This window comes from Acinetobacter sp. YH12045 (genome assembly GCF_013419925.1).
Taxonomy (GTDB): Bacteria; Pseudomonadota; Gammaproteobacteria; order Pseudomonadales; family Moraxellaceae; genus Acinetobacter; species Acinetobacter amyesii.
Map to the genome: position 1 here is coordinate 178,639 of NZ_VOZE01000002.1, position 25,633 is coordinate 204,271.

The 25,633-nt window shown below is 40.8% G+C and carries 23 protein-coding genes; 16 read left to right on the plus strand and 7 right to left on the minus strand.

Translation table 11 applies throughout. The annotated features are described in order from the left end of the window. Nucleotides 1-63: 63 nt before the first annotated feature. On the minus strand, nucleotides 64-3,900 hold the full coding sequence (purL, locus tag FTU02_RS04565) for a phosphoribosylformylglycinamidine synthase (protein ID WP_180156067.1): 3,837 nt from the start codon (nucleotides 3,898-3,900) through the stop codon (nucleotides 64-66). Between the two features lie 387 nt (nucleotides 3,901-4,287). Beyond that, entirely contained in the window at nucleotides 4,288-5,322 is a 1,035-nt protein-coding gene (locus FTU02_RS04570) for a M20/M25/M40 family metallo-hydrolase (RefSeq protein WP_373684204.1), read from the minus strand. 212 nt (nucleotides 5,323-5,534) lie between these two features. On the opposite strand from FTU02_RS04570, the gene FTU02_RS04575 reads away from it, so the two are divergent. The 11 genes from FTU02_RS04575 (at nucleotide 5,535) to pal (ending at nucleotide 15,167) form a co-directional block, all read left to right on the plus strand. After that, complete coding sequence (locus FTU02_RS04575; RefSeq protein WP_067765238.1) at nucleotides 5,535-6,875, plus strand: deoxyguanosinetriphosphate triphosphohydrolase; 1,341 nt, start codon at nucleotides 5,535-5,537, stop codon at nucleotides 6,873-6,875. Nucleotides 6,876-7,003: 128 nt separating this feature from the next. Next, the gene (ruvA, locus tag FTU02_RS04580) at nucleotides 7,004-7,606 is read left to right on the plus strand and encodes a Holliday junction branch migration protein RuvA (protein ID WP_180156071.1); all 603 of its coding nucleotides are present in this window, start codon (nucleotides 7,004-7,006) and stop codon (nucleotides 7,604-7,606) included. A gap of 245 nt (nucleotides 7,607-7,851) precedes the next feature. Continuing rightward, nucleotides 7,852-8,859 carry a Holliday junction branch migration DNA helicase RuvB gene (ruvB, locus tag FTU02_RS04585; protein ID WP_180093671.1) on the plus strand — a complete coding sequence of 336 codons (1,008 nt, stop codon included), beginning with the start codon at nucleotides 7,852-7,854 and terminating at the stop codon, nucleotides 8,857-8,859. 97 nt (nucleotides 8,860-8,956) lie between these two features. Next, nucleotides 8,957-9,604 carry a hypothetical protein gene (locus FTU02_RS04590; protein ID WP_168378059.1) on the plus strand — a complete coding sequence of 216 codons (648 nt, stop codon included), beginning with the start codon at nucleotides 8,957-8,959 and terminating at the stop codon, nucleotides 9,602-9,604. 24 nt (nucleotides 9,605-9,628) lie between these two features. Beyond that, nucleotides 9,629-9,754, plus strand: a complete 126-nt coding sequence (locus tag FTU02_RS16315; protein WP_257223222.1) for a hypothetical protein — start codon at nucleotides 9,629-9,631, stop codon at nucleotides 9,752-9,754. 66 nt (nucleotides 9,755-9,820) lie between these two features. Beyond that, on the plus strand, nucleotides 9,821-10,228 hold the full coding sequence (gene ybgC / locus FTU02_RS04595; RefSeq protein WP_078190367.1) for a tol-pal system-associated acyl-CoA thioesterase: 408 nt from the start codon (nucleotides 9,821-9,823) through the stop codon (nucleotides 10,226-10,228). 27 nt (nucleotides 10,229-10,255) lie between these two features. Next, on the plus strand, nucleotides 10,256-10,954 hold the full coding sequence (gene tolQ / locus FTU02_RS04600; RefSeq protein ID WP_180156073.1) for a protein TolQ: 699 nt from the start codon (nucleotides 10,256-10,258) through the stop codon (nucleotides 10,952-10,954). Then, nucleotides 10,954-11,403 (plus strand): protein TolR, encoded by a 450-nt coding sequence (tolR, locus tag FTU02_RS04605; RefSeq protein ID WP_078190369.1) that lies wholly within the window; start codon nucleotides 10,954-10,956, stop codon nucleotides 11,401-11,403. Before tolQ ends, tolR begins: the two co-directional genes overlap by 1 nt. Nucleotides 11,404-11,406: 3 nt before the next feature. After that, nucleotides 11,407-12,801 (plus strand): cell envelope integrity protein TolA, encoded by a 1,395-nt coding sequence (gene tolA, locus FTU02_RS04610; RefSeq protein WP_180156075.1) that lies wholly within the window; start codon nucleotides 11,407-11,409, stop codon nucleotides 12,799-12,801. 444 nt (nucleotides 12,802-13,245) lie between these two features. Continuing rightward, on the plus strand, nucleotides 13,246-14,529 hold the full coding sequence (gene tolB, locus FTU02_RS04615) for a Tol-Pal system beta propeller repeat protein TolB (protein WP_180132943.1): 1,284 nt from the start codon (nucleotides 13,246-13,248) through the stop codon (nucleotides 14,527-14,529). A 68-nt stretch (nucleotides 14,530-14,597) separates the two neighbouring features. After that, entirely contained in the window at nucleotides 14,598-15,167 is a 570-nt protein-coding gene (gene pal, locus FTU02_RS04620; protein ID WP_180034379.1) for a peptidoglycan-associated lipoprotein Pal, read from the plus strand. A gap of 268 nt (nucleotides 15,168-15,435) precedes the next feature. Here the strand turns inward: pal and FTU02_RS04625 are convergent, their stop codons facing one another. Next, the gene (locus FTU02_RS04625) at nucleotides 15,436-15,633 is read right to left on the minus strand and encodes an NF038105 family protein (RefSeq protein WP_078190373.1); all 198 of its coding nucleotides are present in this window, start codon (nucleotides 15,631-15,633) and stop codon (nucleotides 15,436-15,438) included. A 184-nt stretch (nucleotides 15,634-15,817) separates the two neighbouring features. On the opposite strand from FTU02_RS04625, the gene FTU02_RS04630 reads away from it, so the two are divergent. The 5 genes from FTU02_RS04630 (at nucleotide 15,818) to FTU02_RS04650 (ending at nucleotide 19,107) form a co-directional block, all read left to right on the plus strand. After that, nucleotides 15,818-16,792, plus strand: coding sequence for a class 1 fructose-bisphosphatase (locus FTU02_RS04630; protein ID WP_180156077.1), 975 nt, complete (start codon nucleotides 15,818-15,820; stop codon nucleotides 16,790-16,792). A gap of 52 nt (nucleotides 16,793-16,844) precedes the next feature. Continuing rightward, complete coding sequence (locus FTU02_RS04635; protein ID WP_078192042.1) at nucleotides 16,845-17,621, plus strand: RNA methyltransferase; 777 nt, start codon at nucleotides 16,845-16,847, stop codon at nucleotides 17,619-17,621. A gap of 160 nt (nucleotides 17,622-17,781) precedes the next feature. Continuing rightward, the gene (locus FTU02_RS04640; protein WP_180156148.1) at nucleotides 17,782-18,396 is read left to right on the plus strand and encodes an RNA polymerase sigma factor; all 615 of its coding nucleotides are present in this window, start codon (nucleotides 17,782-17,784) and stop codon (nucleotides 18,394-18,396) included. Next, a complete protein-coding gene (locus FTU02_RS04645) occupies nucleotides 18,393-18,713 on the plus strand; it encodes a hypothetical protein (RefSeq protein ID WP_180107988.1) in 321 nt (106 codons plus the stop codon). Before FTU02_RS04640 ends, FTU02_RS04645 begins: the two co-directional genes overlap by 4 nt. Beyond that, complete coding sequence (locus tag FTU02_RS04650; protein WP_078190378.1) at nucleotides 18,703-19,107, plus strand: DUF3106 domain-containing protein; 405 nt, start codon at nucleotides 18,703-18,705, stop codon at nucleotides 19,105-19,107. Before FTU02_RS04645 ends, FTU02_RS04650 begins: the two co-directional genes overlap by 11 nt. A gap of 88 nt (nucleotides 19,108-19,195) precedes the next feature. Here the strand turns inward: FTU02_RS04650 and FTU02_RS04655 are convergent, their stop codons facing one another. From FTU02_RS04655 to cxpE, 4 genes are all read right to left on the minus strand, one after another. Next, nucleotides 19,196-21,610 (minus strand): CSLREA domain-containing protein, encoded by a 2,415-nt coding sequence (locus FTU02_RS04655; RefSeq protein ID WP_180156079.1) that lies wholly within the window; start codon nucleotides 21,608-21,610, stop codon nucleotides 19,196-19,198. Between the two features lie 24 nt (nucleotides 21,611-21,634). Next, nucleotides 21,635-23,446, minus strand: coding sequence for a rhombotarget A (gene rbtA, locus FTU02_RS04660; RefSeq protein ID WP_180156081.1), 1,812 nt, complete (start codon nucleotides 23,444-23,446; stop codon nucleotides 21,635-21,637). Nucleotides 23,447-23,564: 118 nt separating this feature from the next. Next, entirely contained in the window at nucleotides 23,565-24,269 is a 705-nt protein-coding gene (gene hda, locus FTU02_RS04665) for a DnaA regulatory inactivator Hda (RefSeq protein WP_078190380.1), read from the minus strand. 18 nt (nucleotides 24,270-24,287) lie between these two features. After that, nucleotides 24,288-25,505 (minus strand): chloramphenicol efflux transporter CxpE, encoded by a 1,218-nt coding sequence (gene cxpE, locus FTU02_RS04670; RefSeq protein WP_180156083.1) that lies wholly within the window; start codon nucleotides 25,503-25,505, stop codon nucleotides 24,288-24,290. Nucleotides 25,506-25,633 lie beyond the last annotated feature (128 nt).

A 25,633-nucleotide genomic window follows, 5' to 3' on the forward strand; every position in this document is an offset into this window, starting at 1 on the left:
TATTCAATGCCATAAAAAAAGCCACCCGAAGGCGGCTCTTTTCGATGATTCATCTATCTAAGATTAACCAATAAATTTACGTGCATTACGGAACATACGTAACCAAGCACCGTCTTGATCCCAATCTTCTGGTTTCCAAGAATGCTGAATCGCACGGAAGTTACGTTCAGGGTGCGGCATCATAATCGTTGCACGGCCGTCTTTAGACGTTACACCTGAAATCGCTTCTGGCGAACCATTCGGGTTCATTGGGTAATGCTGCGTTGGGTTGCCTTGGCTATCTACATAACGCAAGATCACTTGATCGCCTGCATTCAATGCTGCAATGTTCTCTGCACTTGCAACTACACGGCCTTCACCATGCGCTACAGCGATAGGAAGAATCGAACCTTCCATGCCTTCTAACAATACAGAGTTTGATTTTTCAACACGTACGTTTACAGCACGCGCTTCAAACATCTCTGAAGTATTGCGGTGGAAACGAGGCCAAGCTTCTGCACCCGGAATTAATGGTGCAAGCTGAGACAGCATTTGACAGCCGTTACAGATACCTAGAGAGAATGTTTCATCACGGTTGAAGAATTTCTCAAATTGGTCACGAAGTTTTGGATTAAACAATACAGATTTAGCCCAACCACCGCCTGCGCCCAATACGTCACCGTAAGAGAAACCGCCACATGCTACTAGACCTTCAAAGTCATCAAGACTGATACGGCCAGCAAGCAAGTCACTCATGTGTACGTCTACAGTGTTGAAACCGACTTTATCGAATGCAGCAGCCATTTCTACATGACCGTTTACACCTTGTTCACGAAGAATCACCATGTTTGGACGGCGTTCATTGATGTACGGTGCTTCGATTGGCTCGTTCAAATCAAATGTTGGTTTTGCAATTAAACCCGCATGAGATTTGTCAGCAATTAGCGCATATTCTTGATCCGCAGTTTCTACGTTGTCACGTAAACGCTGGATTTGATGTGACACTTCGGTCCATGCTTGCTGTAATTCAGTACGGTCTAAGCTCAAACCATTCACAGTTAAAGTATCTGTATCGTTTACAGTACCTACTACTGCAATTGCATCTTTAAGGCTAGACGCTGCAACTTCAGCTTCTAATGCAGCCCAATCCGCTTTACTGATTTGAAGCACTGCACCAATTTCTTCTGCAAACAAGCTTGCAGTAGATTGATCTTCAAGTGCTACACCTAGGCGTGAAGCGAACATCATTTCTGCAACAGTTGCCAATAGACCGCCATCACCGATGTCATGGTAAGCCTTGATTAGACCACGGTTGTTCCAGTCTTGAACCAACGCAAAGAATGCTTTGAAGTCATCAAAACTGTCTACATCAGGTGTTACAGAACCAATTGCTTTATAAACCTGAGCAAGGATCGAACCGCCAAGGCGGAATTGACCTTTAGAAAGATCGATACGTACAAGTACAGACTCGATATTTTTAAGTTCAGGTGTTAATGTTTTACGAACATCTGTTACAGGTGCAAATGCTGTGATCACGCCTGTCATAGGAGATGTTACAGATTTATCAACACCGTCATCATTCCAAGTTGTACGCATAGACAATGAGTCTTTACCTACAGGAATTGCGATACCTAAAGCAGGACACATTTCCATACCGATGGCTTTAACGCCTTCGAATAGCGCTTGGTCTTCACCCGGTTGACCTGCTGCAGCCATCCAGTTTGCAGACAATTTAATGTCACTGATCTGGTCGATTTTTGCAGACATGATGTTTGAAATTGATTCTGCTACAGATAAACGTGCAGAAGCAGCAGGATTCAACAACGCAACTGGTGGACGCTCACCCATTGCCATCGCTTCACCTGTATAACCAACAAGGCTAGTCGTTGTTACTGCAGCATCCGCTACAGGCACTTGCCACTTACCGACGAACTGATCACGTGCAACCATACCTGTAATCGAACGGTCACCAATGGTGATGAGGAACGATTTAGATGCAACAGTTGGATTCTTAAGAACGCGGTAAATCGCATCTTTCAAATCTGTTACTGTTTCAGCAGTGAAGTCATCGCCTTTACGTTCAATGGTTTCGTATGAACGGCTCATGCGTGGTGTACCGCCAAGCATCACTTGCATTGGCATATCCACAGCTTTGTTTTCAAACAATGGATCTTCAACGGTTAAATGGCGCGCTTCAGTCGCTTCACCTAGTACGGCGAATGGACAGCGTTCACGTGCACATAGTGATTCAAAGAGTTCTAAAGATGATGGACGGATCGCCAAAACATAACGTTCTTGCGCTTCATTCGACCAGATCTCCATCGGAGACATGCCTTTTTCAAGCGATGGAATTTTACGCAGATCAAGTACCGCACCTAACTCGTGATCGTTCACAAGTTCAGGCATTGCATTTGAGATACCGCCCGCGCCTACGTCATGTACAGACACGATTGGGTTATGATCTTCCATGCGCCAGCAAGCATCAATCACTTCTTGGCAACGGCGTTCCATTTCTGGGTTTTCACGTTGTACAGAAGCGAAGTCTAGGTTTTCACCCAACTTACCGCTGTCTACAGAAGATGCTGCACCGCCGCCTAAACCAATCAGCATTGCAGGACCACCTAGTACGATCAGTAAATCGCCTGGTTGAATCGCATCTTTTTCTACATGGTCAGGACGGATGTTACCGTAACCACCGGCAATCATAATTGGCTTATGGAAGCCTTTTACATCACCATTGACATTTTGTTCAAATGTACGGAAGTAACCGTTTAACGCAGGACGACCAAATTCGTTGTTAAAGGCTGCACCGCCCAATGGGCCTTCAATCATAATTTGAAGTGGAGATGCCATACGAGATGGTTTGCCGTAGTTTTCTTCCCAAGGCTGTTCAAAGCCTGGAATATTCAAGTTAGATACGGTAAAACCTGTTAAACCAGCTTTTGGCTTACCACCACGACCTGTTGCGCCTTCGTCACGGATTTCACCGCCCGAACCTGTTGCTGCACCAGCAAATGGTGCAATCGCTGTCGGATGGTTATGGGTTTCCACTTTCATCAGGATGTGCGCGGCTTGGCTCTTATACTTATAAACATGGTGACCTGTTTCAGCATCTTGCTTTGGATAGAAGCGTTGTGTGTCAAAACCCACAATTACAGAAGCGTTATCTTTATATGCCGACAATACATCTGTAGGTGATTCTTTATAGGTGTTTTTAATCATTTGGAACAATGACAATGGTTGAACTTCACCATCAATTGTCCATTCTGAACCAAAGATTTTATGACGGCAGTGTTCAGAGTTTGCTTGAGCAAACATCATCAATTCGATGTCATGCGGGTTGCGACCCATTTTTGTGAATGCATCGGTTAAATAATCGATTTCTTCATCAGAAAGCGCAAAACCAAACTCAGAGTTAGCTTTCACCAACGCTTCTTTACCTTGACCCAAAATATCAATTGAGTTTAAAGGCTTAGGTTCAGTTTCAGAGAAAAGTGCCGCAGCATCTTCAATAGCATTGAAAACACTTTCGGTCATGCGGTCATGTAATGCTAGTTTTACTTCATCAGAAACAGCAGTTACGCCCTTCAAAGTAAACAAAACACCGCGTTCAAGGCGATGAACCGGTGTATTACAGTTGGCAAAAATGTCTGTTGCCTTAGACGACCATGGAGAGATGGTTCCAACACGTGGCGTCACTAAAATTTGGACTTCGTCACTTGCTGCTTGGTGCAATTCAAAAGATTGACCATCGTTGAGAAGCTGTAAAGCGGATTGCTGTTGTTGCTCGTTGAGCGCTTGGTCAAAAAGGTAAACCCATTGACTTTCAATTGATTGAACAGAACTAATTGACGTTAAACGTGATAATAGTTGAGTTTTCTTAAATGAAGAATGTGCAGGTGCACCGGCAACGATAAACATGCTGATTTTGGCTCCACGGGATGATCGAAAAGACCATGCCACAATGTGACTTGAGAGAGCGCATATTCTACTGTGTATTAGTTAAATCAGCTAGATGTGAAAGTGAAATTGTAGTGCTTATATCGGGAAGTTTAGGCAATAATGCTTTTATTTTTAAATAATAAAATTGAATTTAGTCGCACAGATTAACACAAAATTATCTGATTTTTTCATTTCATCCTAAGAATAATATTCAAACTAGAAAAATGTTTTATTTTTCAACAACAACTCACTTTTTAATCAAGCGTTCAAATCATATTTGAAAATTAATTTCAGGTCTAAATGTGTGAGATTTAAACCTGAAATTCATAAAGACTAAAATCAATTCACATTTGAAATTGAAACATTTTATTTATTCAAATCTGACAATAGATGTTGAATTACATTAAGGGCTAAGTTCAGTGAGTTTACATCTACACCATCAATCGTATCGCAAGCCTTGTGGTAGCACGGTGCAAATTCGAGTTCATCACCTTTCATTTGCTCATTAAATAAAATTAGTGAAGTAACGGGAACTTTCCCTAAAAATGGCAAAGTATCGCTTGCTGTTAAAGTCGTTACATCATCTTTAATCTGCATATTATTGGTTTTAAAATATTGACGCATACTTTGTTCTAATGCAGCATCCTGCGGGTGCTTAGGTAATTGACTCATGCTGTCTAAGATTGGCTGATAATCACTTTGTGCAAGTCCATTGGTTTTAAACTGTGCCGCCATTTCTCCAATTGATGAATGGTCACCATCGGCAATCATGATATTCGGATTCTTTGTTCCCACCATATCAACATTGATATAGGCTTGAATGCCTTGAAGCTGTTTCTCACTGAGTGATTTCACAAAAGCTTGTGAACCTGCAATACCAACCTCTTCCGAATCCCAAAAGGCAAGATATAGTGTGTGTTTAGGTTTTACCTTTTGCTTCGCATAGTCTTGTAATAATGCTAACAATACTGCAACGCCTGAAGCATTATCATTAATCCCCGGCCCCATTTTCACCGAATCATAGTGCGCGCCGACAATCACAGCGGTATCTTTGGATTGCCCTTCAATCTCAATCACAATATTTTGCCCAACGGTCTTTTCTCGATTTTCAAATGGCAACATTTGCGCGTGCAAGCCTGCTTTCTTGGCTTGTTCAAGAATATATTGTGCAGAAGCCAATCCACCTGCTGTACCTACTGCACGATTGCCACCATTTTGTTCCGCAATTTCTTCAAATGTTTGTAAATGATGCATCATGCTATTTTCAGATGCAGCAACATTTTGGTTTGGCTGCACTTTCGTTATATTTTTTTCTGTATTGAAACTTGTACAACCTGACAAAAAAAATGTCACGCCCAAACTTAGTGCAGTCAACGTAGGAAGAAATTGTTTTCTATACATTTAAATTATTCTCATTGAAAATTAAAAAATGGGATAAAAGGTAAAATTTGCCCATCTATACTAACAGCCCATTTTTAAATTTCTGTTTTGTTTTGCATTTCATTAAGGCAAATCACTCATACATCTTTTAAGACAAGTTGTGTCGCCCCAGACTAGTGCTTTTCTGCTAAGTTTGGCATTATTCAATTCAAGTAATAATTGAATAATGATAAATGACTCAAATGCGTTGGCTTGAACTTCTTTCTACAGTTCGTATTGGTAGCAATAAACACAGTTCTGAACAGGCACGTAGCCCCTTCCACAAAGACTACGACCGCATTATTTTTTCGCAAAGCTTTCGACAATTAAACCGCAAGACCCAAGTCCATCCCCTCACCCAACACGATGGTATTCATACTCGCCTGACTCACTCTTTAGAAGTGTCTTGTATTGGACGTTCATTGGGGATGCTGGCGGCTGAAAAAATTAAAGATGAACTCCCGATGTGGATTTCACCTGCCGATGTCGGTGCAATTATTCAAGCTGCGTGCTTGGCACACGATATTGGTAATCCACCTTTTGGCCATGCAGGCGAATATGCCATTCGCGAATGGTTTGATGATGCATCACATACAGACTTTTTAAAAGATTTAAGCCCAGAAGAAGAAGCCGATGTTCGTCAGTTTGAAGGTAATGCACAAGGCTTACGTTTACTGACTAAAATTGACTATCACCCGAATGATGGTGGTATGCGCCTAACTTACGCAACCTTAGGGGCTTACTTAAAGTACCCATGGCTATCCAAAACTATTGCATCACAAGGAAATACGCCTGCCAGTCAGCGTGCCAAGTTTGGCTGTTACCAAGCCGAAAAAGACATCTTGCAGCAAATTGCAGAACAGCTCGGCTTAATTCAACTCGGTGAATATCATTATTGCCGTCATCCTCTGACTTATTTATTAGAAGCAGCGGATGATATGTGCTATGCCCTGATTGATTTGGAAGATGGCATTATTCTCAATATGTTGAGTTATAACGAAGTTGAGCCAATTTTCCTTGACCTGATTGGTGATTATGGTATTCCTGCCGAACTTGCAATGACGGATACCACATGGCAGCAGAAAATTGCCGCTTTGCGTGGCCGTGTGATGAAGCGTTTGGTTGAAGAAGTAACGACAGCTTTTGCACGTCATCATAATGAAATTTTGTCTGGCCAACTTAAAGGCAGTTTATTGCAATATTGCAGTGAAGATATTGAAATCGGGATTAACCGTGCCAAAGAACTGGCTCGTGATAAAATCTTTGAACATCCGCATAAGGCAGGTTTGGAAATTATTGCACACCAAAGTTTGCAAAATATTTTGGATGCCTTTATTCCACTGACCACGCCCAATAAAACTTTGAGCTTTAAAGAGCAACGATTGATGTCTATTTTACATCGTTCAGGAGCACATTTTGGTATGTCGCATTATGACAATATTATGCAAGTACTCGATATCATCTCTAAGTTTTCAGACCATCAGGCTTATAACCTTGCACAAGAACTTCAAGGCAATAAAGTTGGTTTCTTTTAAAGCTGAAAAAATGTGAAGGCTAGTAATTCGCTGGCCTTCACGCTAATCTCACAACAAACTTGGACATGTGGGAAATGCCCACAGTGAACTTAAATATAGTCTGAACTTAAATAAAGTGAATAAATGACATGATCGGATGTTTAATTGGCGAAGTGCTAGCATTGGAAGCACCAACAGTATTACTCAATGTAAATGGTGTGGGCTATGAAATTGACACCCCACTTTCAACATTTTGCCAACTACAAAAAGGTCAAAAAGTTACGCTTTGGACACATCTTGCAGTTCGTGAAGATGCACAACTGCTGTATGGATTTAGCAATGCTCAAGAAAAACTGATTTTTCGCACACTATTAAAAGTCAACGGCGTAGGCCCTAAAATGGCACTGGGCATTTTATCAACATTAAGTGTTGAAATGCTGATTCACACGGTTGAACATGAAGATGTAAACACCTTAGTCAAAGTTCCGGGTGTGGGTAAAAAGACCGCTGAACGCCTCATGATTGAGCTTCGTGATCGCTTTAAAGCCATGGCTTCAGGGACTGCACCAACGAATTCAACTGTTGAACAAATTCAATTTACAGGCAACTCTGCCGTTGCCGAAGCTGAGGCGGCATTGCAATCATTAGGTTACAAGCCAATTGAAGCACAAAAGCTAATTAATGCCGTCAAAGCTGATTATACTGAAGCCAGCGACATTATCCGTGCAGCACTTAAGTCGATGAATAAATAATTTTTAGTTTCTAATGAGCACTGCATCCTTTGCCTTTTAGAGCTATAGATAGTATGTGAATCACGCAGGCGACAAGGATGTCGCCGTTAAACTGTGCTACAAGGACGTAGCATCAGTTTAACAAATGGGTTTTGTCACTTTTGCCCAGTCAAAAGTGAGAATCGCCTATACAATGGCATTTAAAGTTCAATCGCTTTTTGAGGCTGTGATTCTTCCACAACGATATAGAGATTAGTTAAATAATTATGCAAGACCGTCTTATCAGTGGTTCAGAAAAACCCGAAGACCACTTCGACCGTGCCATTCGCCCAACTTCCCTTGATGACTACATCGGGCAGCCTGTCGTCCGTGAACAAATGGAAATCTTTATTGGTGCTGCACGTGGCCGTGAAGAAGCGCTGGATCACACCTTAATTTTTGGCCCTCCGGGTTTAGGTAAAACCACACTAGCCAATATTATTGCCCGTGAAATGGGTGGCAACTTAAAATCGACATCAGGCCCAGTCCTTGAGCGTGCAGGCGATTTGGCTGCAATGCTGACCAACCTTGAAGAAGGTGATGTTTTATTTATTGATGAGATCCATCGTCTTTCACCTGTCATCGAGGAAATTCTCTATCCAGCGATGGAGGATTACCAACTGGATATCATGATTGGTGAAGGCCCTGCTGCCCGTTCGATCAAACTGGATTTACCACCTTTTACCCTTGTGGCAGCGACGACTCGTGCAGGCCTACTGACCTCTCCTTTACGTGACCGTTTCGGTATCGTACAACGTTTAGAGTTTTATTCTGTCAAAGACTTAACGCATATTGTGACTCGTTCAGCCAACTTAATGGATGTACCGATTACTGAAGATGGCGCACTGGAAGTTGCACGTCGTGCACGTGGTACGCCACGTATTGCCAACCGTTTATTACGCCGTGTTCGAGATTATGCCCAAGTCAAAGGTACAGGCGAAGTGACCCAAGAAATGGCGCAACGTGCTTTAGATATGTTGAATGTGGATAAAGATGGTTTAGACACTTTAGACCGTCGTTATCTTTCAATGTTATTAGAACGTTTTGACGGCGGCCCTGCAGGTGTTGAAGCTTTGGCTGCAGCTATGGCAGAAGACTCAGGGACGCTAGAAGATGTGATCGAGCCTTACCTCATTCAGCAAGGTTATGTCATGCGTACTGCACGTGGACGTATTGCCACCAATATGGCTTATTTACAGTTTGGGATGACACCACCAGAGCCGAAAGATAAATAGACGATTATTCACTGAACGACTTCAGGGAGTTAAATTCTCCCTGAATGTTTATTTAAATTTTTAAATAAATTCAATCCACTACAAACAGCAAACTAAAATGATAAATCTTGAGAATAGAATAATTAACAAAATTAATAGCGAATACATTCAAAACCTTCCATTAGACAGTGCCATTGAAAACATTCCCAGAGAACAACCCATCAGTTCATTTAGCCCTAAACAAATGAGTGATTTTGAAAGCTTATTCCACACCGAATACAATTATTTTATCACTGTCGAATGTGAAAACATTCTTAGCAAAGAAACCATAGAAGTAAGTGAAGATAATATCTTAACTATTAAACAATCGCCTTCTGCATATCGTATAAAAAACCTGAGCTTCAACTATACTTCTGCCCTCATTTTTATTGGGACGTACTATCACGACGACGTACAAGCTTTGGTCAAGGAAAACTTTAAGCCAGCAAAAATTAATACATTTTATTTCAGCCTCTCATTCTTTGCTTTAGTCATACTCGTTTATGTGTTTTTCTGGATAGATCTAGCTAATAAACTTTTACTTATGTTAGTTATTGGCCTTGGCTTTTGCTGCTTAACGTATATGTATGAATCTTTAAAGGCATTACTCCCAAAGCAACAGAAAAAGAAAATGGAAGAAACTCACTTTCATATTGCGGGATATTTAGCAGCTCATCTACAGGATTTTGTCGATGCAAAATTTAAATTAGATGAACAAACAAATTAAAAGTAGTCTCTTTTTTAACCAATAATGACAACTACGAAAGTTAAAGATTTACGTGAGTTGAAACCTTGTGCCATTGGACTGATGACTCACGGTGCTAAACTGCCCGTCATTGAAGCACTTGACGAATCATTGAATTATCGCCATTTTTAAATGCTCTAATTCTATGCTGAAGTGCAGAACAATATTTTTCAGATTTTATAAAGACGGAACACTCTCATGGCGAATAAATTCGAATTCAACATTCGTGTATATATTGAAGATACAGATGCAGGTGGCATTGTTTACCACGCAAATCATATTCGCTTTATGGAACGTACCCGCACAGAATGGCTGCGCGCTTCAGGTGTAGACCATTATTGGCATCAAAAAGATTACAACTTTGTCGTTCATAAAATTAATGTGAAATATTCACGTCCTATATTAATGGATGACCTGATTACTGTTACAGCAAGTGTAGTTTCGTGTAAGGCTACGTCATTTGTGTTGCAACAAAATATTTATCGTGGTGATATTATGCTGGCATCAGGTGAGGTAGAATTGGCATGTATCAGTGCAGAGATGAAACCCCGTCGCCTTCCTGATGAAATACGTGAACTGATTCTGAAAGAATTGGAACAAGATTAAAAAAATTATTTGGCACATGTAGTAACTATGGCAACTCAACTAGAATCAACACTCAAAGTTTCAGACCTCATCTTACAAGCAAGTCCTGTCGTACAACTGGTAATGCTCCTGCTGCTCTTAGCTTCGTTATTCAGTTGGTATCTGATTGCCAAGTTACACATGACTTATAAAAAAGCGCAGGCCGATGATGAACATTTCCAAAAAATCTTTTGGTCTGGCGCCGAACTCAACACTTTATACAACAATGCTCAGCTCAACTCGAAACGTGTTGGCCTTGAAGATGTCTTCTATCAAGGTTTAGGCGAGTTTTTCAAACTTAAAAAACGTAATGCCAGCGCAGAACAATCAATTGAAGGTACAGAACGTATTCTTCGCGTAGGTTTAAGCCGTGACCAAGGACATTTAGAAAATGGTTTAGGCGCGCTTGCGAGTATTGGATCGGTTGCACCCTATGTTGGTTTATTCGGTACCGTTTGGGGCATTATGAACGCCTTTATTGGTTTAGCAGATGTTGACCAAGTCACCCTTGCTACGGTTGCTCCAGGTATTGCAGAAGCATTGATTGCAACGGCCATTGGTCTATTTGCTGCAATTCCTGCGGTATTAGCCTTTAACCATTTTACAGCCAAAGGCGAAGCCGTTTATAACGATCGTGCGCTTTTTGCCGAAGAAATGGTTGCGTTATTACAACGTCAGTCTGTAGGTTCAACTCAGGACAATGACTAATGGCTATTCAACGTTCTGGACGCTTTGAGCGCATCAAAAAACCATTAAAAAGTGACATGAACGTCGTACCTTATATTGATGTCATGTTAGTTCTTTTGGTGATTTTCATGGTCACTGCACCTATGATCACCACAGGTGTCAAAGTCGATTTACCACAGGCAAATGGCACGCCTATGCAAGCGGAAGATCGCCCTGCGATTGTTACACTTGAGGCGGATGGAACGATCAAACTCGAAGATAAAAATCATCAGAATGATGTACTCACACTTGATGAACTAAAATCTGTTTTAACTGCTTCACAAAATGAAGCGAACGAACAGAAAAAGCAAATGAGTGTCCTGATTAACGGCAGTGAATCTCGTCCTTATGGTGAAGTCATGAAACTCATGTCTGCCCTTCAAGATGCAGGTTTAACACAAGTAGGTTTACTGACTGAGCCATTAAAATAATTTATGAAAGATTTCAACAAGCCGCCTTTTAAACAAAAAGCCGTTGCGATTGGTTTCACACTAGGTGTTCATATCGTCGCTGTGGTTGGCTTACTTTATCTTGGCATGAGTAAACCACCTGAGCCCCCTAAAAAAATAACCACTATTTTGGTAAAACCGGAAGATTTAAAACCTGTAACACATGAAGTCACTGAGTTTGATGAAACCGCGCATGAAAATGTAGCTGAACAAATCACGCAGACAGCAGAACCTAGCGTTGAACCAGCACCCGAAATTCCAACGGCTGCACCACCTAAACCAGCAGAACCACCTAAGGCAGATCCACAGGTTGCTGCTCAACAGGCACTCGCTGCGGCAAAAGCACAGCAGCTTGCTGAACAAAAAGCTGCGGACAATGCAAAGCGTGCTCAAGAACAAGCTAAAGCGGCTGAAGCTGCAAAACTAAAAGCACAACAAGAAGCCAAAGCGGATGCGGCTAAGGCAAAAGCAGATGCTACGGCGAAAGCCAATGCTGAAGCAGCAAAACGTAAAGCAGATGCTGATGCCAAAACCAAGGCTGAAAAAATCCGTGCCGATGCTTTAAGAAAAGCAGAAGCTGACAAAGCCAAAGCTGCAGCAACGGCAAAAGCCAATGCAGATGCAAAAGCCAAGGCCAATGCGGATGCTGCAAAACGTAAAGCAGATGCAGACGCGAAAGCTAAAGCCAATGCGGAAGCTGCAAAACGTAAAGCAGATGCTGATGCGAAAGCCAAGGCCAATGCAGAAGCTGCAAAACGTAAAGCAGATGCTGATGCAAAAGCTAAGGCCAATGCAGAAGCTGCAAAACGTAAAGCAGACGCCGATGCAAAAGCTAAAGCCAATGCGGAAGCTGCAAAACGTAAAGCAGATGCTGATGCCAAAGCTAAGGCCAATGCGGAAGCTGCAAAACGTAAAGCAGATGCTGATGCGAAAGCCAAGGCCAATGCAGAAGCTGCAAAACGTAAAGCAGATGCCGATGCAAAAGCCAAGGCAGATGCAAAGGCTAAAGCCGATGCCGAAGCACGCGAACGTGCAGCCGAAGAAGCCAAAGCTTCATCAGCTAAAAAAGCAGCTGAAGAAGCCGCACAGAAAAAGGCTAAAGCGAAGAAGATTGCATCTACTGCAAAGAAAGATTTTGAAAATAAAATCCGTCGTGCATGGGACACACCTTCTGACTCTGCGGGTAAATCGGCAACTGCTCGGGTGACATTATCAGAAAGTGGTTCAGTCCGATCAGTTATTGTGAACTCTAGTGACCCTGATATGAAAGCCAGTATTGAAGCCGCGGTTCGTGCTGCAGCACCGTACCCAATGCCAAGCGACCCTGATGCTAGACGTGAAGCACAAAGCTTTACCTCTACATTTAGATCTTCAAATTAAGTTTGATAAATCCCTGCATTGATTGCGGGGATTTTTTTATATTTCTTCTGAATATGGCAAACTTTGGAAAATTTATTGATTAGATGGGTTCATTCACTGATTTTTTGAATGAAACAAATTCTATTTGGTCGACACTTTTCATAAAATGACATATATATAAGTTTTACTAGCTCAGCCTAATTAAGAGCTACTTATTTCTTCTAAACATTTGATTCAAAAATTAAATTTCAACTATATAGAATTATCATTTCCAATTCAAAATGTGATGTTGTCTGCACCAATTTTAAGATAAACTTCAGTGAACTCGAATAAAATCTCTGCATTTTTCACAGTGTTATAACAGTTCAGTCATATTTTCATGCTTTTAATAATCCAAAATCATGCCATTATGTGACACAACCTAATACAGACAATAACTCACATTTTTAGAGTAGTTAGCGAATGATGGAAATGACGCGTAAACATCTTCTTTGCTTAGCAATTATGACCGCTTTGAGTCCAGTTTTAATCACTCAAACACATGCACAGCTTCATCTTGAAATCACCAAGGCGCCTGAAGAGGCACCTAAAATTGCGATCGTGCCTTTTAGTAATGACTCAAATATTTATCCTGTGGTTGAAAATGACTTGAACCGCTCAGGTAAATTTACCAGTGCCTCTAAAAACTTACCTGCAACTGCAACAATAAATTCACCTAATGCAGAAGCATGGAAAGCTTCGGGCGTACCCTATGTTGTGACAGGTACATCAAAAACAACTGCAGATGGCTCTTATGAAATTCATTACCAACTGTATGATGTTGAAAAAAAACAATACCTGTTAAATGAACTACTCACTGTACCTGCTTCACGTTACCGTCAAGCAGCGCATATGATCAGTGATGCGATCTATCAAGCTTTAACTGGCATTCCTGGTGACTTCAGCGGACGTATTGCCTATGTATTGCGTAATGCAGCAACTCCAGATCAACGCTATACCCTACAAATTGCCGACACAGATGGGGAGCAGCCACGCACCATTTTGACTTCACGTGATCCAATCCTTTCCCCTGCTTGGACACCTGATGCTAAAAAGCTAGCTTATGTTTCTTTTGAAACCAAACGCCCTGCAATTTACATTCAAGACTTAGCAACTGGTAGCCGTGAAAAAGTTGCAAGTTTCCGTGGTTTAAATGGTGCTCCAAGCTTCTCACCTGATGGTAAATCGATGTTGTTTACCGCTTCAATGCATGGCAATCCTGAAATCTATCAAATGGATTTACAGACTCGCCAATTAAAACGCATGACCAATGACACAGCGATTGATACAGAAGCTCGTTATGCCCCTGACGGTAAATCATTTATTTTTACCTCTGACCGTGGTGGCTCTCCACAAATTTATACCTACAACTTAAGTGCTGAAAGTGTAAAACGTTTAACTTTCCGTGGTGCATTTAATGCCCGTGGCACTTTAAGTGCTGATGGTAAAAAATTAGCTTTGGTGCATCGTCCTAGCGGTAGTAACTATAAAGTTGCGGTTCAAGACATTGGTTCTGGTGTAACCAATATTTTAACACCAACAAGTTTAGATGAATCCCCAAGCTTCTCTCCAAATGGTCAAATGGTGGTGTATGCAACACGTGAAGCAAACCGTGGTTTGCTCTCGATCATGTCTTTAGATGGTCGTTTCCGCATGAACTTACCAAGTGAACAAGGTGAAGTTCGTGAGCCAGCTTGGGCACCGAAATAAACACTGCATGATTTATTCAACAATAACTTTTTAATGAAACATCATAAATAACCGTCATGGAGATCAATATGAAAGCAATGAAACTGATTGCGCTACCTGTTTTAGCTACAGCATTAGTAATGACTGGTTGTGCCAGCCGTAAACCTGCAGCAGACGTACAAGCAGGACAAAACCCAAATAGCTCAACCACTGTAAACACTTCTGGTTTAAGTGAAGATGCAGCACTCAATGCACAAAACCTAGCGGGTGCATCATCTAAAGGTGTAACTGAAGCGAATAAAGCATTTTTAGCGAAGCGCGTAGTACACTTTGACTACGACAGTACAGAGCTTAGCAATGAAGACTTACAAACCCTTCAAGCTCATGCACAGTTTCTTGTTGCTAATGCAAACTCACGCGTGGCTTTAACAGGTCATACCGATGAACGTGGTACTCGTGAATACAACATGGCACTTGGTGAACGTCGTGCCAAAGCTGTTGAAAGCTTCCTGATTACAACAGGCGTAAGCCCTAACCAGCTTGAAGCAGTCAGCTATGGTAAAGAAATGCCAATCAATGCGGGTCATGATGAAAATGCATGGAAAGAAAACCGCCGCGTAGAAATTAACTACGAAGCTGTACCTCCGCTACTTAAATAAGACTTGAAAAAGTCTGAGCTAAAAAAAAGCACTCATTAATGAGTGCTTTTTTGATTTAACCCGTATCATTTAATTTATATCGTTTCATTTTCATCGTTCTGTTGCAGCGTTCTTTGCTTTAACTCAATTTAGCCCCTTAACTCAGGATAAATTCGATTAGCGGCTTTAGAACTTTAAGAAAATATCCAATTAAAAATGCAAATGAACGACTTTTAAAACGATATCCTTAGCTTTACCAACTAGAAAATTAGCTTAACAATCCAAATCATTACGCTTCTGCTTCTGGATGTTCAGCATTTTCTTTCTCTGTTTGCATCGACTCAATGAGATCATGTTTATTGAACTTTTTATACTCTGCTTTTGCTTCGTAACTGCTCCATGCAGCTTTAACGGTATCCGCAGAAATATCGTCTAAATTCAATCCCTCAGTTGCAGTCGGAGTCGCATCAAATTTTTGTGTGGTCATTGTTGTGCTCCCTGTCTTTCGATTTATACATTAGATTCAACATAGCATGTTATTCAGGACTTGCAAGGGTAAAATCACGACAAATAGTCTAGTTTAATTTTTCTTTTCCTTCGTTCTCATCTAAAATGTTGCACAATCACATTTTTATCATTTTTGATAAATTAATATTTGGAGTTTTCCGGTTATGTCAAATCTCACCCTTTCCCAATTTCTACAACAACAAAGTGGTAATCTTACTCCTGCATTAGCACAAGTTATTGAAACAATTGGTAATACATGCAAAGACATCGACCTTCTTTTACAAAAAGGTGCTTTGGCTGGTGTATTGGGTAGCGCGCAACACGAAAACGTTCAAGGTGAAGAACAAAAGAAACTTGATGTCATTTCAAATGATTACCTCATCGATGCATTGAAAGTTCATCCACATGTCGGTGGTTTGGCTTCTGAAGAATTAGATGAATTCACTCCAGCTCAAGAAAATGGCGATTATCTTGTCTTGTTTGACCCATTAGATGGTTCAAGCAACATCGATATCAATATGTGTGTGGGCACAATTTTCTCAATTCTTCCTGCAAAAAATGCGGTAACGCAAGCTGAAGATTTCATGCAAGCGGGAGTTAACCAAGCGGCTGCAGGTTATGTACTGTATGGCCCATCAACAATGATGGCTCTAACTGTCGGTGCTGGCGTAGTCTTCTTTACTTTTGATCCAGAAAGCAAAGAATTCTTATTAACTAAAGATGCGATTGCGGTTGCAGCAGACACTAAAGAATATGCAATTAATGCATCGAACCAACGTCACTGGGAAGAACCTGTAAAACGTTATATCGACGAACTTCTTGCAGGTAAAACTGGCCCGCGTGAAAAAGACTTCAATATGCGTTGGGTCGCATGTATGGTGGGTGATATTCATCGTATTCTTTGCCGTAGCGGTATCTTCATGTATCCATACAACTTCAAAGATCCGAAAAAAGCAGGCCGTCTACGTTTAATGTACGAAGCAAACCCAATGAGTATGTTGATGGAACAAGCTGGCGGTGCTTCTACAACAGGCCGTGTCCGCATTCTAGACATCCAACCAACAGAACTTCATCAACGTGTTCCTGTGATTATTGGTTCTAAAAACGAAGTTGACCTAGTTACGTCATACCATAATTAATTTCTTATAACGAAAGTCAGTATTTTTGCTGACTTTCGTGGATATCTCCCTCATGGCTCTGATTTATCTCGAATCAAAAGACAACCCTAAAATTAAACACCTCCGTGGCTTAATCGAACAAAATGCCTACCGTAAAAAACAAGGTCAAACTGTTTTGGAAGGCACACACTTGGTGTTGTCATGGTTAGACTCAAAACGTCCAATCAAATCAATTTTCACCACTGAACAAGCGATTAACCATGCCGATTTCGACCGCATTGCGGAACAATATCAAGGTGCGGTGTTCATTCTAAGTGAATCTTTATATAAAGATATCAGTACACTTGGAACATCTATTGCTTGCTTAGCAATTGTGGATTTACCAAGTTCAAGTGAAGCGCTTAACTTCAGTGAAGACACCTTAATTTTAGACAATATTCAAGACCCCGGTAATGTAGGCACCCTACTCCGTTCTGCTGCCGCGGCGGGTATTGAGCAAGTTGTTTGTACCAAAGGCTCTGCATCGCTCTGGTCACCGCGTGTATTACGCGCAGGTATGGGCGCACATTTTTCATTAAATACCTTTGAAAATATTGCCCTTGAAGATATTTTGACGAAATTCAAAATTCCAGTGTATGCAACAAGCTCACATCAGTCTGAAAACCTATATAGCAAAAATTTACGCAAACAATGTGTGTGGATTTTAGGCAATGAAGGTCAAGGTGTTTCTGAGTATGCATTACAACATGCCGAAGCCGTTGCGATTCCTCAACCGGGTGGTCAAGAATCACTAAACGTAGCCATTGCTGGCTCGATCTGTTTTTTTGAAATGGTACGTCAGCGTCAGTAAAATCGTTATTTTATTGTATTTAGCGCTTAAGCCTGAAAAAAATAGACTACACTAGAAAAAATAATAATTCTTTTTGTCAACCTAACTGTTATTTCCATCGTTATTTGTATATGAATATGGAAATAATGGTGGGTATCCGATGACAGGATTTTCCATCTCTATGGATTTAGCACCCAAAAAGTCCGAGACGCAAGACAGCAGTGTTTTAAAAAGCACGGCTGAGTCTCGCCTGAAAAACTTCATGCATGAAGTGACGGGGCGTGCTTTAGTAATGATGGAAAGTGCAACGCACGGTCAACATGGCATTGCCATGGACTTGGTGCAAGAAGCCTTTATTTCCTTACATAAAGCTTATGCTGAAAAGTCCACAGAGGAATGGTATCCCCTGTTTTACACCATTTTAAATAACAAGCTGCAAGACTGGCGTCGAAAAGAAGCACGTCGTTCGCAGCCGTTTTCCCTATTTAGAAAAGTCAGCCTAGATGACGACGATGTCGAAATACAGGATGTTGTAGATGAATCTACACCAAACCCTTTCGACTTTCTGGATCAGGCTGTCACTGCAGAGGAAATACAAGATGCTATCGCAGAACTTCCAGTCCGCCAGCAACAAGCATTTATGTTGCGAGCTTGGGAAGGCTTTGATACGCATACAACTGCAGAAATTATGAATTGTTCCGAAGGCAGTGTGAAAACACATTACCACCGTGCCATTCAAGGTTTACGTACCGCTTTGGCACATTTGAATCCACATATGGGAGGATCATCCGAATGAAACAAGATGATTTCTTAAAGCAAGTAACTTCCAAACTTGATGGACTCGCACAGCACCATAAAGACAAAGCAACTGTCATGAATAACGTGCTTGAAGATATTCATCGGCGCGAAACTTCACGTTATGGTTTCTGGAAAATGTCTGGCTTTGCACTTGCAGCAGCAATTGCAGGTTTTGTCATTTTACCGAATGCGACTGTACTGGATGACAAACCACAAAATCAGGTGATTTCAACCCCTAAGCTCTCCCCTCAAATGGTGGAAGATCTTGAAATGTTGATGGTTCTGGGTGAGGACAAAGTTCCACATGGCAGCTAAAAAATTAGCAATTGCATTCTGTGCTTTTAGTTTTCTGCAAACCAGTTTTGCTGGCTTTGATCGCTTTTGGATATTTTCAAAAGATGCAGATACTCAAGTCAATGAAACTTGGGATTCGCTATCTGAAGCAGAACAACAGGCTTTAATTAAAAAGTATCAGGCACTCAAAGAGATTCCTGCAGATCAACGTGTCAGCTTGCAACAGCGCATGGATTGGTTCACCCAACTTCCAGATAGTGAAAAGCAGCGTATGCGCGAAACATGGCAAAAAATGAGTACTTTAGAACGTAAAGAACTCGCGACACGTATGCAAAAAGCTAGTCCTGATGAAAGACCTGCTATTCGCGATGAGTATATCAATAAATATTTACAGCCTATCGCTGTCGTTCACTAATCAATAACAACATTATCTTGTGAAAATCAAATCAATTACATTAGTAAAGTCATAAAAAAAGCCTCTTATCGAGGCTTTTTTTATTGTCTTACTTGCTCAACCGACGCTGACGATACACACCCAAACCAATCAATGCCAACAGTCCAAATACTCCCATTGAGCCACCGCCGCTAGAAGAAGAGTTGGTATTTTTCGCTGTATTCTTAAGGGTCAGAATTGCATTGCTTGATGCAATGCCATCACTATCGACAACGCTATATTCAACAGGATAGTCAAACTGACTAAAGCCATTTTTTACTGAGAAGGTAATTTTTCCACCGTAGCAAGTTTCCTTTAAATAACTTGCTGGGCAACTGCCACTATACTCCGCTTCAAAGTTTAAACCTGCTGGGATTTTCGTAAAGCGAATGGGAATAATTTGGCCTTCTTCATTTTTATGCCATACCGATTTACCTGCTGGCATAGATGCAACTGGACCATCACCATCATCATTAGCATTTTCTAATAAATTATTGACGGTAACAGACAAATTATTTGACGGACTAATCGTATATTGCGCAGCTTTGGCCACTGGGGTCATATTTTTAAATGCCACACGGACCACACCAGAGGATTCCGCCTGACTCCCTGTCTTTTGTTTTAGCGTATATTTACAAAAACCGTATTCGGTAGGTGCTGTTGTTGCTCCACTAGTGCGATATATAACGATTTGTTTTATTCCCGCATCCCAATCACAGTGCAGGTCATGTGGTGGATTACCTACGATACTTGCTTCGCCTGTACTAGACACCGTAATTTCACTACCAATGCCGATTGGTGAAGTCGTCACGGTATAGTTGTCAGCATTTAAGGCAATTTGTCGTGTTTCAGCACTTCCGTTCACAGACTCTTCTTGAGGTAATGATGCTGGGAATGGATCAAAATAAACTGCACGATATTTGAGGTTATTTTTTAATGCACTTAATACCGCTTCGTACTTTGTTAAATCATCCTGATTGGCAACTTTATATTCTGCATAATTTGGATCTTCGATATCCTTTTTCAAACTATCAATTGTATTTTGATACTTATCTTGCAGAGCTGTTAAAGACTCATTGGTAATATCTGCCATATCTGCTGCGGTTAAATTCATTAACTCAACCGAACCAATATCACATGTGTTTCTTTGCGTAGGTGATAACTGTAAGGTACCATCGGTGATCCGCAAAATGCCCCGTTGATCCGCATCACTACAGCCGTCTAAGCCCAGATTGATCAAGTCAAAACCACTGCCGATTGCTTTCGGGTAATACAAAGGTAAATACAAATTATAAGCAGATTTTGTTTGTAGGGCGCTTAACAAAGTCCCCATAGCATAGCTACTTACATCATGGTTTTGCAGAAAGCTTTCCGTACTATTCAGCACACTTTCTGGTAAATCACACTGTGCGGCTGCCAGTTCAAATGCATTATTACTTGCCACAAATTTTTGACCATTATCAGGTACTGCATTATTCAGATAACGACAAGATTTTCCACCAGTATTGTAGGCCAATACATTGAAATACCAAGCCTTTGTACCATTGTTATCATAATAATAGGTACTAGCCGCATTGTTCTCGACTATTGTATTACTGGTTAAAACGAAGCTAGAAAAAGCACTTAAACGTTCCGTTCCCTGAGAAATGGCGCGGATAATACTACCCGTACTTGGATTTGCTTGGTTTTTTGCAATCGTATTTGCTGTCAGTTCAACCTTGGCATTTCCACAGAAGTCCATCACACTATTGCTCGTCGATGAACCATTTTGAATAATACTGCTTTGCTGGAACACAATTTCAGGCTGGGTATCCCCCAAGTTCCCGATACAATCCATAGCGACAACACTACCTTTAGGTGCGATGTTGCCCTGAACTAAACTGCTCACCAATAATGTTTTTTTCGACATATTATGCGCAACGGAGTAGATTGCACCGCCAGCAACTTTGGCTTGAGAGTTTTCAATTGCACCATTATTTAAAGTAAATGCTCCCCCTAAATACAAGGCACCACCACGGTCTTCTGCCATCCCGCCAGTAAGGCGTACATTATTGACGATAAAGTTGGCTTCTGAGCGTGAAGTATTAAAAATACGCGATTTGCCTTGGGCATTAATCGTCGTTCTAATATCCTCATAGGCAGGAAATTTCTGCGTCAGTAAATTTTTTGAATCATAGTTAAAGCGACTTTTCCCCTCAATCACGATCTGATTGAGCGGAACTAACTCACCTTTGGTCAGAAGATATTCACCTGCTTCAAGTTGAATATAATCGGTCTGCCCATTATTTGGATTACCGACATTACATCCACCAAAAGATTTGTTTTTACGCGCAGTTTCAATTGCTTCACGTAAAGAACATTGATTGAGATTTTCTCCATTTTCATCATCAAAGGTCGTAACTTTGATGATGTTACTTGTCGCTGCCATAGATGACATAGCCGCAAGGACCATGACCGCCAGCAATCCTTTTTTATAATTTTTCATGTGCTGTCCTTAATTCTATCCAGACTATTTTTTAAAGCGACGAAATCCAACTAAGCCAAGCAGCGCAAAAATACTCGCCCAGCCTAGAGCACCACCCGATGTTTTAACAGTTTTACTTTCCATTTCATTGTTTGGTTCTTGGAAAATACGCACTACTGCAGCTAAATAATTTTTTGCCGAAGTATTAAAACGGGTTGAAGACGTCACCACACGCAATTCAAAAATATCTGCGCCATGCCAATTTCCATTTGGCGTGTATTCAAAATCACCATTCAAATTCAGTGTAAATTTACCTTTAGATTCGGTGCTTTGTACAATTATTGGGCAACCATCTTGCCATGGCTCACCCGTTGGATTTGCCATACCCATCACTTTTGTACATTCTTCTTTTGGAATTAAATCACTGTCACCTAATGCATCTAAAATATTAAACTTGGCCACTTCACCTGTACGAATGTCTTTACCTAATCGAGGCATGCTCACAGGAACCACAATTTCGATTGCACCACGATCACACCAAACATCATCCAAATTACGATTTTTTCCACGCTGATCAGAAGACTCACAATACACATGATGCTCATTGCCATCTGCTGTGGTCTTGCCCTTATTTAATATCGGGCTTGAGAAAATCGTTTCGTAATCTAATAAAATACGAGGACGTAAATAACCAATAAATGCGTTATTTGCTGTGGTAAATGGACAGAAAAGTGCATTACGATCTTCTGTTAAGGTTTTACAGCTACCTTCATCTTCACCCGCAATTAAACTCGTCCCAGACCACACATCATTTAAATTTGCAACAGGCCCAACAGGACAACTTGCAGCCACTAAGTTGTTATAAAAAACAGATTTGTCTGTTCCTGAGTTCACAACTTTACAATCTTGAGCGGTACCACTGAGCGCATTACCAATCACCACACTATTGGCTAAATAAGCATGCTCAGAGGTACTATTTAATTCAATACCACCACTGTTCTTCAGTACTGTAATATTATTGAGTGCTAAACCATCACGTAAGTTGACAGCAAAACCTTTGTTTTTGAAAAAGGTACTATTGGCAATGATATTTTGAGGGTTACTGAACACCAACTTGCTGATGTCTGCGAGCCCATTTTGATTGTAAACAATCGCTCGACCAGAAGTGCTTTCATTATTTTTGAACAAAGACGTATAGATTTCATAAGCAGGTGCTTCTGAGTAAATTGCACCACCATCTACCGCTTTGTTGTTTTGAAAAATTGTGGTTCGCATATACAGACGGCTTGCTACAGCTGCGCCATCTTCTGAAAATCCAACATTGTAGATTGCACCACCAAGTCGTGCATAGCCATCTTCAAACTTTACATTTTCAAGTGTGAGTTTTTCATTATTAAAAATGATGCCGCCTTTATCAGCACATTGATCTTGCTTACATCCTTTAAATGAAATTTCTTTAAAATTGATCGCAAGTAGTTCTTTTTCGCCATCATTAATATTAAAAATTTGATCCTTACCCGTCATTTCAATGACGGCATTATTAAGACCGAGTACGACATCTTCATTGACGTTACTGTCATACGCCGTTTTCAGATTCAGTTCTGCTTTAATATCAATTTTTTTAGTGAGTTTATAAACTTCATTTTTTTTCAGAGAAATTGAGGCATAGGCGTCTTTACCCCCGCAACCATTATATCCGGCTTCTGGCATACCATTATTGATATATTCTATGGCTTCACGAAGTGAACATTCCTTGTCATCCTTTACAACATCTTCAGTGGTTGTAACGGTAATTTCTGCGCTAAATGCATGACCTGCCATGAGAAGCATGCCAATGCCTATGCTCTGTTTGAGCATATCCATCTCCTTAAATATTTTTTATCTTTTTATTCTTAAGTTGCACAATCCTTGCAACATTAAAATATTTTTATGTACTTTGTCACAGCTTGAGTAATTACTCAAGAATTTTTATTGCTTACCGATATTCATCAATTAGGGCAAAAATTTGTCTTAAATTGGCATGACTCAATTTGACTTTTTCACCTTTTAACATCTGAATCAGTTGTTCTAAAGAGCGAAGTAAAATAGACGCCTGATGCGGCCCATGTGCCAACAAATAATCTACAATTTGTTGATCCATATGGATGCCACGTCGCGCTAAAACAGAGTTCACGAGCGCTTGACGGTCTGCGTATAAGCTACCATTCGGCACTTTCACACTAACAGCCTGAGTTAATCTAGACTGTAGGTCTGGCAGTTCAAGTTTGAGTTCAATGGGCGCCAGCCGAGATGAAAAGACCAATTGACCACCTTCTTCGTTATTATAATTAATCAGGTGAAAAACAGCTTTTTGCCAATGTGGAACTCCGCTAATCGCTTCAATATCGTCTAAAGCCACCAAGTCATAGCGATCGAGCGAAGTAATCGCTTCAGTGGGAGCATCTAGCAATTCAAGCAATGAAACTTGAATTGCTGATTTGCCAATTTCTAAATAGGAGTCACATATTGCAGACAGTAAATGGCTTTTTCCTGTGCCAGCTCCACCATAGATATAGAAACGATTCATTAAACCAGCATGTAACTGACGAACACCATCGATTACATGCCCCCAACTCGGCCCAGAAAAATCACTAATTCGGGCATCGAGTTGTGGTTCTATATCTAGCTGCAATTGACGCATATCTATATTTTGGCCTTATCAATCTTTATGTTCTGATCTTTCAATGTTACTCGAAATTTCAGGATCTTGCAGCGAATTTGCAGACTGATTTTTGAGCTCAATATCAACAGCAACTTGATTGGTTTCTACGTTTAAAGTGCCACTTGCAGCATCATTTACGACAAGTACATCATTTCGGTATAAATTACTTTTCTCGTAATTTTCGCGTGCATGACGTAATAAGACCACAATAATCGCTGCAACGGGTAGTGCAATGAGCATTCCGAGGAGTCCTGCCAATTGCGCGCCTGCAAGGACTGCAAATACCACTGCCACAGGAGACAAACCAATTTTGTCGCCTAATAAGAAAGGCTGTAAAATATAACCTTCTATTGCCTGCCCTACCATGAATACCACCAGTACTAAGGCCAAATGCACCCAATCCAAACCGAATTGGAACAGGCAAGCCACAATTGCCGAAATAATACCTACCGCAAAACCCAAATACGGAATAATACTGGCTAGACCCGCAATCATCCCAATGATGATGCCAACCTCAATACCGACTAATTGGAGTCCAACCGCATAAACAACGCCCAATAAGAACATTACCAAGAATTGGCCTTTTACAAATGCACCTAAAACTTCATGACATTCGCCCACGATTGTGAGCGTGCTTTTTTCATATTTACGTGGAATAAGTCGACGCATGTTTTCTAACATTCGTTCCCAATCTAATAAGAAATAGAAAGCTATGATTGGAATTAAGACAATCGTGCCACCAATCTGTATGAAATTCAGACCCGATTGTGCCACTTTTAACAACATGGCTTGGATACTGTCTGCACTATAGTTGGTTTGAATATACTCCATGATCGCTGCTGACATTTGCTCTGTATCAATTTCCATCGGTACAAGATTAAATGTCTCTGATAACCACGGCAGGAATGTATAGTTGACCCAATGAATATTGCTTGGAATATTGTTTTTCGCATACATCAACTGTTCCCATACCAGTGGTACGAGGAACCACATTGCAAGGAATATAGCGACACCAATTCCAATAAAGACCAAACTGATAGATAACCAGCGCGGCAAGCCAATATTATGTAATTTATCGACTAAAGGGCTAAATAAATATGCAATTAGAAATGCGCCGACAAAAGGAACAACTACAGGCTTTAATAAGTATAAAACCCATATGATCAATGCTATCCCAGCAAGAATAAATATTCGGCGCAAGGTGCGATCACCCATATAAAGTCACCTTTTTTCAATGTAATCGTTATAGAAAGGAAAATATTTTAATAAAGATAACATTTTAGTGCGAAATAGCATAAGAGTTTTGCATATTCAGGTTATAATCCCCGCGCGAATGCGGAGAC

Bases quoted from the DNA above. Each gene is read 5' to 3' on its own strand.
- FTU02_RS04630 (WP_180156077.1), top strand. From the start codon at position 15,818: ATGTCAAATCTCACCCTTTCCCAATTTCTACAACAACAAAGTGGTAAT.
- tolR (WP_078190369.1), top strand. From the start codon at position 10,954: ATGGCTATTCAACGTTCTGGACGCTTTGAGCGCATCAAAAAACCATTA.
- FTU02_RS16315 (WP_257223222.1), top strand. From the start codon at position 9,629: ATGACAACTACGAAAGTTAAAGATTTACGTGAGTTGAAACCTTGTGCC.
- ruvA (WP_180156071.1), top strand. From the start codon at position 7,004: ATGATCGGATGTTTAATTGGCGAAGTGCTAGCATTGGAAGCACCAACA.
- FTU02_RS04575 (WP_067765238.1), top strand. From the start codon at position 5,535: ATGACTCAAATGCGTTGGCTTGAACTTCTTTCTACAGTTCGTATTGGT.
- rbtA (WP_180156081.1), bottom strand. From the start codon at position 23,446: ATGCTCAAACAGAGCATAGGCATTGGCATGCTTCTCATGGCAGGTCAT.
- FTU02_RS04655 (WP_180156079.1), bottom strand. From the start codon at position 21,610: ATGAAAAATTATAAAAAAGGATTGCTGGCGGTCATGGTCCTTGCGGCT.
- purL (WP_180156067.1), bottom strand. From the start codon at position 3,900: ATGTTTATCGTTGCCGGTGCACCTGCACATTCTTCATTTAAGAAAACT.
- FTU02_RS04635 (WP_078192042.1), top strand. From the start codon at position 16,845: ATGGCTCTGATTTATCTCGAATCAAAAGACAACCCTAAAATTAAACAC.
- tolA (WP_180156075.1), top strand. From the start codon at position 11,407: ATGAAAGATTTCAACAAGCCGCCTTTTAAACAAAAAGCCGTTGCGATT.
- FTU02_RS04640 (WP_180156148.1), top strand. From the start codon at position 17,782: ATGGATTTAGCACCCAAAAAGTCCGAGACGCAAGACAGCAGTGTTTTA.
- FTU02_RS04590 (WP_168378059.1), top strand. From the start codon at position 8,957: ATGATAAATCTTGAGAATAGAATAATTAACAAAATTAATAGCGAATAC.
- FTU02_RS04570 (WP_373684204.1), bottom strand. From the start codon at position 5,322: ATGTATAGAAAACAATTTCTTCCTACGTTGACTGCACTAAGTTTGGGC.
- FTU02_RS04625 (WP_078190373.1), bottom strand. From the start codon at position 15,633: ATGACCACACAAAAATTTGATGCGACTCCGACTGCAACTGAGGGATTG.
- FTU02_RS04650 (WP_078190378.1), top strand. From the start codon at position 18,703: ATGGCAGCTAAAAAATTAGCAATTGCATTCTGTGCTTTTAGTTTTCTG.
- ruvB (WP_180093671.1), top strand. From the start codon at position 7,852: ATGCAAGACCGTCTTATCAGTGGTTCAGAAAAACCCGAAGACCACTTC.
- FTU02_RS04645 (WP_180107988.1), top strand. From the start codon at position 18,393: ATGAAACAAGATGATTTCTTAAAGCAAGTAACTTCCAAACTTGATGGA.
- ybgC (WP_078190367.1), top strand. From the start codon at position 9,821: ATGGCGAATAAATTCGAATTCAACATTCGTGTATATATTGAAGATACA.
- pal (WP_180034379.1), top strand. From the start codon at position 14,598: ATGAAAGCAATGAAACTGATTGCGCTACCTGTTTTAGCTACAGCATTA.
- cxpE (WP_180156083.1), bottom strand. From the start codon at position 25,505: ATGGGTGATCGCACCTTGCGCCGAATATTTATTCTTGCTGGGATAGCA.
- hda (WP_078190380.1), bottom strand. From the start codon at position 24,269: ATGCGTCAATTGCAGCTAGATATAGAACCACAACTCGATGCCCGAATT.
- tolQ (WP_180156073.1), top strand. From the start codon at position 10,256: ATGGCAACTCAACTAGAATCAACACTCAAAGTTTCAGACCTCATCTTA.
- tolB (WP_180132943.1), top strand. From the start codon at position 13,246: ATGGAAATGACGCGTAAACATCTTCTTTGCTTAGCAATTATGACCGCT.